This is a genomic window from Mycobacterium sp. (genome assembly GCF_036490025.1).
GTDB lineage: Bacteria > Actinomycetota > Actinomycetes > Mycobacteriales > Mycobacteriaceae > Mycobacterium.
In genome coordinates this window covers 1-14,231 of sequence record NZ_DASXEP010000180.1, presented here as the reverse complement: position 1 = coordinate 14,231, position 14,231 = coordinate 1, and the positions used below count along the sequence as shown (strand labels likewise).

Genomic DNA, 14,231 nt, shown 5'->3' with positions numbered 1-14,231 from the left:
CAGTCAGCGGCCTCCCAGCTGGATGTGCGAGACTCACGCGGGTGAGCTACGCAGGAGATATCACCCCCGAGCAGGCATGGAAGCTGCTCAGCGAGAATCCCGAGGCGGTTCTGGTCGACGTGCGCACCGACGCCGAATGGCGTTTTGTCGGTGTTCCCGACCTGGCCAGCCTGGGCCGTGATGTCGTGTACATCGAGTGGAACGCGACCGACGGCAAGCGCAACGAGAACTTCGTGGCAGAGCTGCTGGATCATGTCCCGGCCCGCGACGACCGCCCGGTGGTGTTCCTGTGTCGCTCGGGTAATCGCTCTATCGCCGCCGCCGAAGCCGCCACCGACGCCGGTATCGCTCCGTCCTACAACGTGCTCGACGGTTTCGAAGGTCAACTCGATGGCGACCGTCACCGCGGCGGACAGGGTTGGCGGGCAATCGGTTTGCCCTGGACTCAGACATGACCGGCGACGGCGACGATGCAGAGCGTCCGCCTTCGGTCCGTACGCCAAAGTCGTTGCCTGACGGCCTCAGCCAGGCGACGATCGGCGTGCAGGGCGGCATCCTGCGGTCGCAATTCGAAGAGACCGCCGAAGCCCTGTATCTGGCCTCCGGCTACGTCTACGGCTCATCTGCTGAGGCGGAGAAGGCGTTCACCGGCGAGGTCGATCGCTACGTCTACTCGCGCTACGGCAATCCGACGATCAGCATGTTCGAGGAACGGCTGCGCCTGATCGACGGTGCCCCAGCCGCATTCGCCACCGCGAGCGGTATGGCGGCGGTGTTCACCTCGCTGGGGGCACTGCTGGCAGCCGGTGACCGACTGGTCGCAGCACGCAGCCTGTTCGGGTCATGCTTCGTGGTGTGCAGCGAGATCCTGCCGCGCTGGGGGGTCGAGACCGTGTTCGTCGACGGCGACGACCTATCTCAGTGGGAGAAGGCGCTTTCCGTTCCGACCCAGGCGGTGTTCTTCGAGACGCCGTCCAACCCGATGCAGTCGCTGGTCGACATCGTCGCTGTTACCGAGCTCGCTCACGCTGCCGGAGCAAAAGTGGTGCTGGACAATGTTTTTGCGACCCCGTTGTTGCAGCAGTGCTTTCCGCTCGGTGTCGACGTGGTCGTCTACTCGGGTACCAAACACATCGACGGGCAAGGCCGGGTATTAGGTGGAGCCATCCTCGGCGACAAGGAATACATCGACGGCCCGGTGCAGAAACTGATGCGTCACACCGGACCCGCCATGAGTGCCTTCAACGCCTGGGTATTGCTGAAGGGCCTTGAGACGCTGGCGATTCGGGTGGAGCACCAGAATGCGTCGGCGCAGCGGATCGCCGAATACCTGGAGGGTCACCCCGCGGTGCGGTGGGTTCGCTACCCGTTTTTGACCTCGCACCCGCAGTACGACCTGGCCAAGCGGCAGATGTCCGGCGGCGGCACCGTGGTGACCTTCGAACTCGACGTCCCGGACAGCGCGGCCAAGCAACGCGCTTTCGAGGCGCTGGACAGCCTGCAGTTGATCAACATCTCCAACAACCTGGGCGACTCGAAATCCCTTGTAACACATCCAGCAACGACAACTCATCGCGCGATGGGACCCGAAGGACGGGCCGCTATCGGCTTGGGCGACGGGGTAGTTCGCATCTCAGTGGGCCTGGAGGGCACCGACGATCTCATCGCCGACATCGATCGGGCGCTGCGTTAGCAGCCGACAATCGACATATCCGACAACCGATGTTGCTGGTGTCGCCGGGCGTTACGCCATTATTCATCCTGCTGTTGTTAAGTCTTTCCGACCGGTTGGATCAGCTATAGACATCGGGGAGCGATAGTAACGCGGTAGGTTGCGTGCTCGATACCAGTAGGACGGTGCGTATCGCAACGTCTACCCGCCCGACTGCACTGGGCCAGAGATGGAGAGACTTGAGTGATATCGTGCATCAGCCGGCCGCGGACCTCACCTCATCCGCTGACCGGCGATTTCTATGATTGGGCCGTCGCTGTCGATGGTGTCGAGATCCCCTGGCAAAGCTATGCGGGCCCGCTGAGATTCGACGAAACCGAGTTCGCGATCGCAACTCGCAAACTGCTGTCGATCGAACCCGGCGAGCTGCACGACCTCGTCCTCGAACATGTCGAATTCTCATCCCCAAGCGCTCAGCAGCCGCGTCTGATGGTGCATTCGACCACGCCCTACGCTAATAGTTTCGAGACGGATTTCACCGCGATGGTCGAGGGGCGGCCGGTATTGGACCTCACCACATATGTGGAGACCCGTGGTCTGTACCTGGCCCGCAGCGGCGACCTCGTCCTCGGCCGAACTCAGCCGTGGCGTCGCGTGGCTGCGGCAAGAGGCGTTGAGCGCCTAGTGCTTCCGGATGCTGACTACTACTACATGTCTCAGGCGCTGCTGCGCCGCGCAGTCGACGGCGGCGACCGCGATCCGGTGATGCATCGGATCATCGAGTTTCTGCGTGGGCGACCTTCGGCTGTGGTGTGCCCGTACGACTTCGAACCGGAGTTCCAACTATTGGTGACCTGGCTGGCCAGGGTTGCCGGGCTCGGGCGAATTCGCGTTGACGCCAACGATTCTCGCCTGGGGGTGTGGAACGGGAAGCGTATGCTGCATCCGACACTTGAAGCTGCGCTGAGCCTGGAGAGCCAACTGGCCGGCCAACCCGGCCCGGTCATCCTGGAACAGGAGCATCGGGCCAGCGAAGCGTTCAAAGCCCTGCAGGCACCGGTCCCGGTGCTCCCCGGTTACACGATCCCGTGGCAAGAGAATCGCGGTGACTTCAGCCGCGATCTACTCCGTGCGGGTGCGCTCTTGCGAGATCGGTATGCACTGTCGCACGCCTGCCTGAAACCGTCCGAGGGCGGAAACGGCGGCCGGATCGTGCCGAACATCGAACTCGACGACACGCGGGGCCTCGAGCACGTCGCGGCCAACGCGTGGAAGTTGGGCGGCGATCAAGTCCTCGAGGCGCACGTCACCTATTTCGAAAGAGAAGTCGGCGGCGAACGAGTCTTGACCACGCCGTCAGCCCATGTGCGCTCGGGCGCACTGCTGGACGGGCTCACCCTGCAATTCATGCGCGGCACGTCGTGGACGGGCAACATCTTCGTGGGCGCCGCGGACTGGGCGGCCCTCGGTTTGGACGCGGGCCTGTACACCGGTGTGCGCGCGACGATGACCGAGCTGCATCAGCGACTCGGCTTGCTACACTGCGGCGTCGACTTCGCCGTCGGCACCGTGGGCGGCGCGTTCGGCGATACCGTCATGGCGGCCGTTCAGGACATCAATCCGAAAGTCACCGGAGCCTTGTTCTTGCGCGAGTTCATGGCGCGCCATCCCGAGGTCGGCGTCGGGGCCGCCACCCGTGTTCTCAGTCCGGATGCAACGCAGAGCGCCGAGAGGATCCGCTCATTGGTCGCGGAATTCTCCACCGTTGAACAGCCCTGCGAGGAAGTCGCCGTCGTGCCGGGCCGTTGGGCGATGATCGCCACCTCCGGGACGACGTCGGTGTCGGCCGGCGCGCAGGCCCTGACCCTGGAGCGGATGCTTGCCGCGTCGCGTTGATCTGTCGTCGCGTAACAATTTAGCGCGACGCGCTGAATGAATACCGGGAACAGCGCCGTGCTCAACTTATCGTCACTTTGTGTACCGCCGTACGGTTCTGAAGCTACCACTGCTGCTCGCGGCAGGAACGGCTCTGGCGTCGGCGCCGCGCGCCTCCGCTGAGCCACCGCGCGCGTCCGCCGAAATGAGCCGGTGGTCGGCCGATCGCGCAAACCGTTGGTATCAAGCCCAGGGTTGGCCGGTCGGCGCGAACTTCATTACCTCCACTGCGATTAATCAGCTGGAGATGTTTCAGCCGGGCACCTATGACCCGCGGCGCATCGACACCGAATTGGGATGGGCGCGGCTGTACGGACTGAACTCGGTGCGGGTCTTCCTGCACGACCAGCTGTGGGCCCAGGATTCACGCGGCTTTCAAACACGTCTGGCGCAGTTCGTCAACATCGCGTCCCGCCATCGCATCAAACCGTTGTTCGTGTTGTTCGACTCCTGCTGGGATCCGCATCCCCAAGTCGGTCGCCAGCATGCCCCGACGCCGGGGGTGCACAACTCCGGCTGGGTGCAGGGCCCCGGCGCTGAACGCATCGACGACCGTCGCTACACCCGCACTCTGCAAGACTATGTCACCGGCGTGTTGAACCAATTCCGCAACGACGACCGCGTTTTGGGCTGGGACGTGTGGAATGAACCCGACAACCCGGCCAACCAATACCGCAACGTCGAGCGCAGCGACAAACTGGACCGGGTGGCGGACCTGCTTCCTCAGGTCTTCACCTGGGCGCGTTCGGTGGATCCGCGCCAGCCGCTGACCAGCGGCGTGTGGGACGGTGACTGGGATGCCGGCAGCCGCACCACAATTCAGAACATTCAGCTCGCCAACTCCGACGTGGTCAGCTTTCACTCCTACGCGGGTCCGTCGACCTTCGAGTCCCGGATCGGGGAGCTCACCCCGCATGGGCGACCCATCCTGTGCACCGAATACATGGCCCGGCCGCAAGGTAGTACGGTCGAAAGTATCCTGCCAATTGCCAAGCGGCACAACGTCGGTGCGATCAACTGGGGTCTGGTGGCCGGTAAGACGCAGACGTACTTCCCGTGGGACTCCTGGGATCACCCGTATTCAGCGGTCCCGAAGGTGTGGTTCCACGACCTGCTGCGGCCCGACGGAACTCCGTTCCAGGGCGGCGAATCTCAGACGATCAGAACCCTGACTGCCTCCTCGGCGGGCTGATCAATCGTTGTGCTCGACAACGCCAGTCGCGTGCTGCGCGCGGTCTTCGTAGCTGCGCCGGGCGCCGGTGTCGAAGTTGAGAAACACCGTGTCGTTGCCCATCTTCTTGTTGAGCCAGCGCCGGCCGCGATCGGGCATCAGCGTGGCCAGGACGGCGAACGTCCGACCCCATCCGGGCACCGATACCTGGGTCTTCGGCTTGTCGAGCACCTTGACGACCGCTGCGGCGATCTCCGCCGGCTCCACCGGCTTCTGTGCGGCGGACGGCGACGTCCCCGAGATCAGTTCGGTGTTGGTGAAGGTCGGTAGCACCGCGGTGATCTTGACGCCCTGCGGGGCAAACTCGTCGGCCATGGCGGTGGAAAGGCCGACGACCGCGAATTTCGTTCCGGCGTAGATGATTTGACCGGGCACGGCAACCATGCCCGCCAGCGATGCGATGTTGATGATGTGCCCGCTACGGCGTTTCACCATCTCCGGCAGCACCAGCTGGCAGCCGGTCAGTACGCCGTAGAAGTTCACCTCGATCGACGAACGGATCGCCTGCGCCGACTGCTCGAGAAACGGACCTACCGGCATGACGCCGGCATTGTTGATCAGCACATCGATATGCCCACCGCCGTCGGCCCTGGCTTTGTCCAGGAACGCAGCGAACGACTCCTTGTCGGTCACGTCGAGGGGATGTCCGCTCACGTGTCCCAGGCTGCTGATGCCCGCGACCGCGCTTTCGAGCACATCGAGGTCCCGGTCGCCGATGACCACTCGCGCGCCTCGTGCCAGTAGCGCTTGCGCGGTCGCGTACCCGATGCCGCGGGCAGCGCCGGTAATGACGACGGTCTTGCCCCTGATGTTGTCCATTCGACGGACTTTACAGCTGTCAAGTCTGGCGCGGAACTGCGCGCCCTAGATGCCGAGATCCTTGGCGATGATGGTCTTCATGATCTCGGTGGTTCCGCCGTAAATCGTTTGGATGCGGGCGTCGACGAACGCGCGCGAGACCGGGTATTCGCGCATGTACCCGTATCCGCCGTGCAGTTGAAGGCAGCGGTCGGCGGTGCGCACCTGGAGTTCGGTGGTCCACCATTTCAGCCGCGCGGCCCGGGCGGCGGTCAACCCGCCGGTGAGGTGTTCGGCGAGGCAGTCGTCGAGATAGGTACGCGCGACATCGATTTCGGTGGCCAGCTCGGCCAGGACGAACTGGGTGTTCTGCAATCGGGAAATGGGCGAGCCGAACGCGTTTCGCTGCTTGACGTAGTCGAGGGTTTCGGCCAGCACTCCCTCGGCGGCGGCCACCGCGCCGACAGCCAGCGAAAGGCGTTCCTGGGGAAGGCTGTTCATGAGTTGATAGAAACCCGCGCCTTCCTCGCCGAGCAGGTTTTCGGCCGGAACCCGCATGTCGGTGAAACTCAATTCGCTGGTGTCCTGGGCGTGCAGGCCGATCTTCTCCAGGTTCCGGCCGCGGCTGAAGCCGGGCGTATCCGGGTCGACGACCAGCAGCGACAAGCCCTTGTGCCGATCGGGTGCGGTGCGCACCGCGACCACGAACAAATCTCCGGTCTGACCGTTGGAAATAAAGGTTTTCGCGCCGTTCACAACGTAGTGGTCGCCGTCTCGCACCGCGGTGGTGCGGATCCCGGCCAGGTCGCTGCCGGCACCTGGTTCGGTCATCGCGATGCCGATCACCGTCTCCCCGGTGACGACACCTGGCAACCACCGTTTCTTTTGGTCGGCCGTCGTCAGGTCGGTGAGATAGGGGAGCACGATGTCATTCTGCAACGACAACGCGATCGCCTCGGCCGCTGCGCCTGCCCGCTGGAGCTCGTCGACGACGATCGCGTTGTAGCGAAAGTCCTCAACACCTGCCCCACCGAATTCCTCGGGAACCGAGAATGCCAGCAACCCAAGCTTGCCGGCTTCGGTGAACAGCGAACGATCCAGGCAGCCGGCCTGCTCCCACTGCTCGTGCGCGGGAACGACGGTCTGCTGGACGAAGTCGCGGACCAGTTCACGGAACTGCCGGTGCTCGGAGCTGTACTCCAGCCGTGCGCTCATTTGGATGCTCCTGTCAGCGGAAGGCGTCGATGCCGGTGATGGCCTGGCCCAGGATCAGCTGATGCATTTCGGGGGTGCCCTCATAGGTGAGCACTGATTCCAGGTTGACCATGTGCCGGATCACCGGATACTCCAGCGATATCCCGTTGCCGCCCAATATGGTTCGCGCCGTTCGGCAGATCTCGATCGCTTCGCGGGTGTTGTTGAGCTTGCCGAAGCTGACCTGCTCGGGTCGCAAACCGGCGCCGTCCTTGAGTCGCCCCAGCTGCAGAGCCAGCAGAAGTCCTTTGTGCAACTCGACGGCCATGTCGACGAGTTTGGCTTGGGTCAACTGGAATCCGGCGATCGGACGGCCGAACTGGGTGCGTTGGGTCGAGTAGTCCAACGCCGCCTGCCATGCGGAGCGGGCGGCGCCCATCGAACCCCAGATGATGCCGTAGCGCGCTTCCGATAGGCATGACAGCGGACCTTTGAGCCCCGTCGCCTCCGGCAGCAGGGCATCGTCAGGCAGTCGTACGTCGTCGAGCACCAGCTCGCTGGTGATCGAGGCCCGCAGCGATAGCTTGTGGTGAATGGTGTTGGCGGAGAACCCGGGCGTCTTGGTGGGGACGACGAATCCGCGCACCCCGTCGTCGGTGACCGCCCAGACGATCGCGACATCGGCGACCGATCCGTTGGTGATCCACATCTTGCGGCCGTTGAGGACCCAGTCCGACCCGTCGCGTCGTGCCCGGGTGGTCATCGACGCCGGGTCGGATCCGGCGTCAGGTTCGGTCAGCCCGAAGCAGCCGAGCAGTTCGCCCGCGGCCATGCCGGGCAGCCACTGCTGCTTCTGTTCTTCGGAGCCGAACCGCCAGATCGCGAACATGGCCAGCGAGCCCTGCACCGACACCATCGACCGGATCCCGGAGTCGGCGGCCTCCAATTCGGTACACGCCAGCCCGTAGTGCACGGCCGACGCCCCGCCGCAGCCGTAGCCCTCCAGGTGCATGCCGAGCAGCCCGAGTTGACCGAAGTGCTTGGCCAGTTCGCGAACCGGCAGGTCGCCGATTTCGAACCATTCCGCGATGTGCGGGATGACATTCTCCGAGCAGAACTGACGGACCGTGTCACGCACGGCGATCTCGTCGTCAGACAGCGATGCGTCCAGGAAAAGCGGGTCCTGCGGATTGAAGTCGGGAAGTGCGCCAGTGCTCATTGGCCTCATCCTGCCACCGGTGAGGCGAACGGTAACCTCACGGCATGGGGCGTCCGCGGCGCGGTCCGGGCTGGCTGGGTATCGATGTGGCCTGCGTGCTGGTGTTTTGTGCCGTCGGGCGGCGCAGTCACGATGAGGGGCTCAACGTCGCGGGCATCGCCGGCACCGCGTGGCCCTTCCTGAGCGGGACCGCCCTGGGGTGGCTGGCCAGTGCGGCCTGGCGCCGACCCGCAGCGGTGTATCCCACCGGGGTCGTGGTGTGGCTGTGCACCGTCGCTGTGGGGATGCTGCTGCGGAAGGCCACCTCAGCCGGTGTGGCCGCCAGTTTCGTGCTGGTGGCGTCGTCGGTCACCGCGCTGCTGTTGCTGGGCTGGCGACTGTTGGCCCAGTCCAAGCGGCGGGTGACCCTCCCGAAAAAGCCGGCCTGACCGTGGCGCGAACCGGCCACGACAGCTGGGGTCCGGCCACCAGCGTCGGAACCACCGCCACCTTGGTGGCTACCGCGAGGGCACTGGCGAACCGGGCCGGGTTGATCAACGACCCGTTCGCCGAGCCGTTGGTCAGCGCCGTCGGATTGGACTTCTTCACCAAGGTGGCGGGAGGGGAGTTGGCCCTCAGCGATCTCGGTGACAACAACGGATTAGCTTTGCTGACGGACCTTTTCGCGGTTCGCACCCGGTTCTTCGACAACTTCCTCACCGACGCGTGCCGGTCCGGGATTCGGCAAGTGGTGATCCTGGCGTCGGGCCTGGACGCCCGGTCGTACCGGCTGTGGTGGCCGGCCGGCACCACCGTGTACGAAATCGACCAACCGCGGGTGATCGATTTCAAAAACCAGACGTTGCGGGCTCTGGACGCCACCCCGACCGCCAACCGACGCGCGGTCGGCATCGACCTTCGGCACGATTGGCCAGAGGCGTTGCGGCGGATCGGCTTCAACGACGCCGAGCCCACCGGGTGGATTGCCGAAGGGCTCTTCATCGGGTTTCTACCGCCGGCCACCCAGGACCGGTTGCTTGACAACGTCACCGCGTTGAGCGCACCCGGCAGCCGGGCGGCGGCCGACTACCTGCCGGAGGGGCCGCGGCCGTTGGTAAGCCAGGAACACGCCCTGGCAGATCGCTGGCGCCAGTTTGGTTTTACCGGTGACATGGCCGAGCTCACCTTCCCGGATGAACACCACGACGTCGCCGAGTCCCTGGCCGCGCTCGGCTGGCGAAGTGCCGTGACGGGGCTCGAGAAGCTGTTCACCGCGACCGGGCTACCGGCTCTGCGCCGTCAGGACCTCAAAGGCGCGCCGGTGGCAGACCGCTATGTTCGTGCGGTCTTGGCATAACCGCGCCGGAATGCGGCCGACGACGAGACGTTAGGTATGTAGTGATGACCCGATCCAGCCGCCCAACCTCGACGGGCCAGCTGCTTTTCTCAGCGGTAGCGCCCGGCGATCCCAGGGCTCAGCCTCTGCTGGACGAGCTGGCCGTCGAGTACGCACAGCGCTACGAGAGCACGCCGCCCACCGTGATGGCGTGGCTGGAATCGGTCCCGATCGCCCAGTTCGCAGTACCCGACGGTGGCTTTCTCATCGGTGAGGTCGACGGGACGACGGTCACCGGTGGCGCATTCCAGCGATTCGACGCGGAGACGGCGGAGCTGAAACGGATCTGGACCCACAGCGCGCACCGCCGGCGCGGCTATGCCACAGCACTGCTGGGCGAGCTCGAGAAGACGATCGCCGCCTGCGGCTACGGACGGGTCTACCTGACGACCGGCAATCGCCAGCCCGAGGCCGAGGCACTGTATGAGTCGGCGGGTTACGCGCGGCTTGCCGAGCCGCTGCCGTCGCGTGGACCGGTTTTCCCCATCGCCTTCGTCAAGGACTTGCCATGACCGATCGGCTGAACCTGGGCGTTGCCCTCGACGGCTACGGCTGGCACCCGCACGCGTGGCGAACCACGCTGGCCGCCCACCCGGCCACGGAGTCCGTGCTCAGCGGCCGATATTGGGCCGACTTGGCGGTCACCGCGGAGCGCGGCCTGCTGGACTTCCTCACCATCGACGACACGCTGATGCCTCAGCCCGGTCGCCGCGAACCCATCAGCCCACGGCGGCTGGCCGGTCGCGGCGACGCCGTGCTCGTCGCCGCACGCGTCGCCCCGGTCACCGATCACATCGGGTTGATTCCGGTGGCCACGGTCACCCACACTGAGCCGTTTCACGTCTCCAAAGCCATCGCAACGCTCGATCACGTGTCGCACGGGCGGGCGGGCTGGCAGCCACGGGTGAGTTCGACGGCCCACGAGGCCGCCCTGTTCGGGCGGCGCGAGCCATCCCCCGATGGCGATGAGTTGTTCGACGAGGCCGCCGACGCCGTCGAGGTGGTGCGCCGGTTGTGGGACAGCTGGGAGGACGATGCGATCATCCGCGACGCGCAGACCGCGCGCTACATCGACAGAGCCAAGCTGCACTACATCGATTTCCGCGGGAAGTACTTCGCCGTGAAAGGGCCCTCGATCACTCCGCGTCCGCCGCAGGGGCAGCCCGTGGTGGCAGCACTGGCGCACGCGCCGCGGATCTACGAATTCGCCTCCGCCAGTGCCGATCTCGTCTTCGTCACGCCCACCGACGATGCGTCGCTCGACGCGATCCTCGAGGAGGTGAAGGCGGCCGGCGGACAGCATCTGAAGCTCTACGCCGACGTGCTGGTGACCTTCGGCGGCGACACCGAATTCGGTTCTGATGCGTTGATCTTCGACGGCAGCGCAGCCGACGTGGTCGACCTGCTGTTGGGTTGGCAGCAGCGGGGCATCGACGGTGCGCGGCTGCGACCGGCCGTCAACGCCACCGATCTTCCGGTGATCGTCGACGAGGTGGTGCCACTACTGCAGCGGGCCAAGCAGTTTCGCACTGAGTATCCCGACGGCGAGACGCTGCGTCAACGACTCGGCCTGCCCGCCGCGCCCAACCGGTACGCAAAGGTGGATGCACGATGCGCGCCGGCGACGATGCAGAGCGAAGCGATGAGGAGGAGCGGCGCACGATGAACGTGCCGTTGTCGATCCTGGACCTGGCACCGATCAGCGCCGGCAGCGACGCCGCGACGGCGCTGCGCAACACGATCGATCTGGCCCGACGCGCGGAGCAATGGGGGTATCGGCGGTTCTGGATCGCCGAACACCACTTCGTCGGCGTGGCCAGTTCGGCACCAGCGGTGTTGATCGGGCAGATCGCGGCCGCTACCAACACAATTCACGTCGGGTCGGCCGCGGTCCAGCTGAGTCACACCACGGCCGTCGCGGTCGTCGAGAGTTTCGGCATGCTCGAGGCCTTCTATCCGGGCCGCATCGACCTCGGCCTGGGCCGCGGGCAGCGCCGCGACACCGGGTTCAAGCCGAAGCGCTCATCGGCGAAGAATCGCCCGCCGCGGCAGTGGCGCGAAGTCGACGGGGTGGTGATCCCGCTGCCGTTCGACCTGCGGGGGCTGCTCGATACCGAGCGCGTCATGGCGACGATGGAGATCCTTCAGCAGCCCGAGGCCGTGACGCCGGACTTCGCCGATCAACTCGCCGATATCCTTGCCATGCTCGATGGCACCTACCAAGTCGGCGGGTTCGACGTGCACGCCGTGCCCGGCGAACGATCCGGGTTGGCGCCGTGGATCTTTGGCAGCACCCGGGGGCAGAGTGCGCGGTTGGCCGGCGCGCACGGTCTGCCGTTCGTAGCGAGCTACCACATCACGCCGGCGACCGCGCTGGAAGCCATCGAGGCCTACCGCGACACGTTCGTTCCGTCGGCAGCTTTGAAAAAGCCTCACGTCGTGGTGTCCGCCGACGTTGTCGTCGCCGAGGACAGCGCCACCGCACGGCACCTGGCCGCCGGCTACGCGCAATGGGTGTATTCCATCCGTACCGGGGTGGGCGCGGTGCGCTACCCGACCCCCGGCGATTGCCGGCCACTGTCGGAGGAGAAGCTGCCGGTGGTCAAGGACCGGCTGGAAACCCAATTCGTGGGCGATCCCGACGAGGTCGCCGAGCGGCTGTCTGCGCTGCAACGTCTCAGCGGCGCCGACGAGCTTGTCGTCACGTCGGTGACCCACGACCACCAAGCCCGGCTGCGCTCACACGAACTGCTCGCCAAACGCTGGGGAATCGGCAAATGAGCACACGGGAAGGTAAGCACCGCAAGCCGATTCACTTAGCCGCCCACTTCCCGGGCGTCAACAGCACCACGGTGTGGACCGATCCGGAATCGGGCAGCCAGATCGACTTCGACTCGTTCGCGCACATGGCCCGCACGGCCGAACGCGGCTTGTTCGACTTCTTCTTCCTCGCCGAGGGGCTGCGACTACGTGAACATCGTGGCCAGATCTACGACCTCGACGTTGTGGGCCGGCCGGACACCTTAACCGTGCTGGCGGCGCTGGCCGCCGTCACCGACCGGCTCGGTCTGACCGGCACGATCAACACCACGTTCAACGAGCCCTTCGAGGTTGCACGGCAATTCGCCACGCTCGACCAGTTGTCCGACGGTCGCGCAGGCTGGAACATCGTCACCTCCTCAGATGCGTTCACCGGTGCGAACTTCCGGCGCGGTGGCTTCCTCGAGCACGCCGACCGCTATCAGCGAGCCGAGGAATTCCTCAGCGTGGCGCGCGAATTCTGGGACAGCTGGGCACCGGACGCCGTGCTGGCCGACATCGCCGCCGGAACCTATCTCGATCCCGATCGGGTGGCCGCGGTCGACTATCACAGCGCCCATTTCGATGTGCGCGGAGTCGCGACGTTGCCCGCTGGTCCGCAGGGACACCCGATTCTGCTGCAAGCCGGCGACTCCGATGAAGGCCGGAACTTCGGCGCGCATTACGCCGACGCGCTGTTCACCCTGCACTCTACGCTGGAAACCGGTCAGCGCTATTACGCCGACGTGAAGGGCCGGGCCGCCTCGTACGGCCGAAACCCGGACCAGCTCAAGGTCTTTCCGGCAGCCACTTTCGTGCTCGGTGACACCGACCAAGAAGCTCGAGATAAGGCGCATTACATTCGGCACCAACAGGTCAGTGGCCCGACAGCGATCGCGACGCTCGAGCAAGTGTGGGGCCGTGACCTTTCGGCGTACGACCCCGACGGTCCACTGCCCGAGGATGATCCGACCGGCGACACCAGCATCACCCAGGGCCGCGTTCGGCACGGCGACCCGATCGAAGTGGCCCGGCGTTACCGCGAACGCGCTGAGGCCGAGCACCTTTCAATCCGCGAGCTGGTCATCGCGGTCACCAGCCGACAGCAGTTCGTCGGCACCGCCGACCACATCGCCGCGGAGATCGACCACTACATCCAGGCCGACGCCTGTGACGGGTTCATTTTGGTGCCTCACCTGACACCGCATGGCCTGGACGACTTCGTCGACCAGGTGGTTCCGCTGCTGCAGGAACGGTCAGGGTTCCGTACCGAATACAGCGGCACCACGCTGCGCGAGTATCTTGGGCTGACCGGCTGAGGCGTTACTTGTGATAGGCGTCGTCCTGTATGACCTTGACGCCACGCCACCCCCAGTAGACGCAGTGACGCTGGATGAGTCCGTCGGCGATCTCCATGACCTCGACGAAATCCATCTGCTCGCCGTCTGGCGTAGCGCGCGGATACTCGAAGATCATCGTCCGCTCGCCGTCAGTGAGATACCCCGCGCGGTAGTACGTGCGCAACGGCGGCTTGCGGGCGGCGACCTGCTCGAGTAGCGGTCGCAATTTATTGTGTCCGCGGCACACCCCAATTTCGGTGCCCATGGTCAGCAGCACCGCCGGACTTTCCAACACCGCGTCGGGAGCGTAGAGCGCAAGCAGCGCCTCGAGATCGTCGTTACTGAGTGCCTCGTCCCAGTCATGGTAGATGCGCTCGGCGGCCTGCCGGAAACTCTCCTTGACGCCCATGACCCTCCTTTCATTCGCTTCGCGACGGGTACCCCGCACAGACAGCTGGCATGTCGCGAAGTCATCGCGACATGCCAGCTGGACTAACGGCAGGATTTAGCCGGCCATGAACTCGTCATAGGCCGACTGCAGATCTGGCGACAGCACCGTGGTATTGCACTGGCGCTGAGTGTCACCGATCGGCGCGAGGATTCCTCGCAACTCCACGTACTCCTGCGGGTGCTCGGTGAAGTAGCCGCGCAGATCCGTCGCCGCCTGC

The 14,231-nt window shown here is 65.2% G+C and carries 15 protein-coding genes; 10 read left to right on the top strand and 5 right to left on the bottom strand.

Going from position 1 to position 14,231, the window contains the following annotated elements; genetic code table 11:
- The first annotated feature begins 41 nt into the window (after positions 1–41).
- From VGG53_RS21300 to VGG53_RS21285, 4 genes are all read left to right on the top strand, one after another.
- The gene (locus VGG53_RS21300) at positions 42–455 is read left to right on the top strand and encodes a rhodanese-like domain-containing protein (RefSeq protein ID WP_331520093.1); all 414 of its coding nucleotides are present in this window, start codon (positions 42–44) and stop codon (positions 453–455) included.
- The gene (locus VGG53_RS21295) at positions 452–1,693 is read left to right on the top strand and encodes an O-succinylhomoserine sulfhydrylase (protein ID WP_331520092.1); all 1,242 of its coding nucleotides are present in this window, start codon (positions 452–454) and stop codon (positions 1,691–1,693) included. Before VGG53_RS21300 ends, VGG53_RS21295 begins: the two co-directional genes overlap by 4 nt.
- A gap of 222 nt (positions 1,694–1,915) precedes the next feature.
- Positions 1,916–3,568: a hypothetical protein gene (locus tag VGG53_RS21290; RefSeq protein WP_331520091.1), complete on the top strand. Its 1,653-nt coding sequence runs from the start codon at positions 1,916–1,918 to the stop codon at positions 3,566–3,568.
- 79 nt (positions 3,569–3,647) lie between these two features.
- Complete coding sequence (locus VGG53_RS21285) at positions 3,648–4,799, top strand: cellulase family glycosylhydrolase (protein ID WP_331520090.1); 1,152 nt, start codon at positions 3,648–3,650, stop codon at positions 4,797–4,799.
- On the opposite strand, the gene VGG53_RS21280 is transcribed toward VGG53_RS21285, so the two are convergent.
- Genes VGG53_RS21280 through VGG53_RS21270 form a run of 3 tightly spaced genes read right to left on the bottom strand, consistent with a single transcriptional unit; the run spans position 4,800 to position 8,049 of the window.
- Positions 4,800–5,657, bottom strand: coding sequence for an SDR family oxidoreductase (locus VGG53_RS21280; RefSeq protein WP_331520089.1), 858 nt, complete (start codon positions 5,655–5,657; stop codon positions 4,800–4,802).
- 45 nt (positions 5,658–5,702) lie between these two features.
- Positions 5,703–6,851, bottom strand: a complete 1,149-nt coding sequence (locus VGG53_RS21275) for an acyl-CoA dehydrogenase family protein (RefSeq protein ID WP_331520088.1) — start codon at positions 6,849–6,851, stop codon at positions 5,703–5,705.
- 13 nt (positions 6,852–6,864) lie between these two features.
- Entirely contained in the window at positions 6,865–8,049 is a 1,185-nt protein-coding gene (locus VGG53_RS21270; RefSeq protein WP_331520087.1) for an acyl-CoA dehydrogenase family protein, read from the bottom strand.
- Between the two features lie 44 nt (positions 8,050–8,093).
- On the opposite strand from VGG53_RS21270, the gene VGG53_RS21265 reads away from it, so the two are divergent.
- From VGG53_RS21265 to VGG53_RS21240, 6 genes are read left to right on the top strand one after another with little or no spacing between them, the layout of a single operon-like run.
- Positions 8,094–8,477 carry a DUF3054 domain-containing protein gene (locus VGG53_RS21265; RefSeq protein ID WP_331520086.1) on the top strand — a complete coding sequence of 128 codons (384 nt, stop codon included), beginning with the start codon at positions 8,094–8,096 and terminating at the stop codon, positions 8,475–8,477.
- Positions 8,478–8,479: 2 nt separating this feature from the next.
- Complete coding sequence (locus VGG53_RS21260) at positions 8,480–9,385, top strand: class I SAM-dependent methyltransferase (RefSeq protein ID WP_331520085.1); 906 nt, start codon at positions 8,480–8,482, stop codon at positions 9,383–9,385.
- A gap of 44 nt (positions 9,386–9,429) precedes the next feature.
- Positions 9,430–9,936: a GNAT family N-acetyltransferase gene (locus VGG53_RS21255; protein ID WP_331520084.1), complete on the top strand. Its 507-nt coding sequence runs from the start codon at positions 9,430–9,432 to the stop codon at positions 9,934–9,936.
- Positions 9,933–11,090: an LLM class flavin-dependent oxidoreductase gene (locus tag VGG53_RS21250; RefSeq protein ID WP_331520083.1), complete on the top strand. Its 1,158-nt coding sequence runs from the start codon at positions 9,933–9,935 to the stop codon at positions 11,088–11,090. The genes VGG53_RS21255 and VGG53_RS21250 overlap by 4 nt, the downstream gene beginning before the upstream one ends.
- A complete protein-coding gene (locus tag VGG53_RS21245) occupies positions 11,087–12,205 on the top strand; it encodes an LLM class flavin-dependent oxidoreductase (protein ID WP_331520119.1) in 1,119 nt (372 codons plus the stop codon). The genes VGG53_RS21250 and VGG53_RS21245 overlap by 4 nt, the downstream gene beginning before the upstream one ends.
- Positions 12,202–13,542, top strand: a complete 1,341-nt coding sequence (locus VGG53_RS21240; RefSeq protein ID WP_331520082.1) for an NtaA/DmoA family FMN-dependent monooxygenase — start codon at positions 12,202–12,204, stop codon at positions 13,540–13,542. The genes VGG53_RS21245 and VGG53_RS21240 overlap by 4 nt, the downstream gene beginning before the upstream one ends.
- 4 nt (positions 13,543–13,546) lie before the next feature.
- Here VGG53_RS21240 and VGG53_RS21235 read toward each other — a convergent pair whose 3' ends face one another.
- Positions 13,547–13,972, bottom strand: coding sequence for a nuclear transport factor 2 family protein (locus tag VGG53_RS21235; RefSeq protein WP_331520081.1), 426 nt, complete (start codon positions 13,970–13,972; stop codon positions 13,547–13,549).
- A 96-nt stretch (positions 13,973–14,068) separates the two neighbouring features.
- Positions 14,069–14,231: hemophore-related protein (locus tag VGG53_RS21230; RefSeq protein WP_331520118.1), on the bottom strand; the 163-nt coding region annotated here is incomplete at its 5' end.

Excerpts from the sequence above, each read along its gene's own strand:
- VGG53_RS21280 (WP_331520089.1), bottom strand. The coding sequence starts at position 5,657 with ATGGACAACATCAGGGGCAAGACCGTCGTCATTACCGGCGCTGCCCGC.
- VGG53_RS21235 (WP_331520081.1), bottom strand. The coding sequence starts at position 13,972 with ATGGGCGTCAAGGAGAGTTTCCGGCAGGCCGCCGAGCGCATCTACCAT.
- VGG53_RS21270 (WP_331520087.1), bottom strand. The coding sequence starts at position 8,049 with ATGAGCACTGGCGCACTTCCCGACTTCAATCCGCAGGACCCGCTTTTC.
- VGG53_RS21295 (WP_331520092.1), top strand. The coding sequence starts at position 452 with ATGACCGGCGACGGCGACGATGCAGAGCGTCCGCCTTCGGTCCGTACG.
- VGG53_RS21250 (WP_331520083.1), top strand. The coding sequence starts at position 9,933 with ATGACCGATCGGCTGAACCTGGGCGTTGCCCTCGACGGCTACGGCTGG.
- VGG53_RS21275 (WP_331520088.1), bottom strand. The coding sequence starts at position 6,851 with ATGAGCGCACGGCTGGAGTACAGCTCCGAGCACCGGCAGTTCCGTGAA.
- VGG53_RS21240 (WP_331520082.1), top strand. The coding sequence starts at position 12,202 with ATGAGCACACGGGAAGGTAAGCACCGCAAGCCGATTCACTTAGCCGCC.
- VGG53_RS21245 (WP_331520119.1), top strand. The coding sequence starts at position 11,087 with ATGAACGTGCCGTTGTCGATCCTGGACCTGGCACCGATCAGCGCCGGC.
- VGG53_RS21265 (WP_331520086.1), top strand. The coding sequence starts at position 8,094 with ATGGGGCGTCCGCGGCGCGGTCCGGGCTGGCTGGGTATCGATGTGGCC.
- VGG53_RS21255 (WP_331520084.1), top strand. The coding sequence starts at position 9,430 with ATGACCCGATCCAGCCGCCCAACCTCGACGGGCCAGCTGCTTTTCTCA.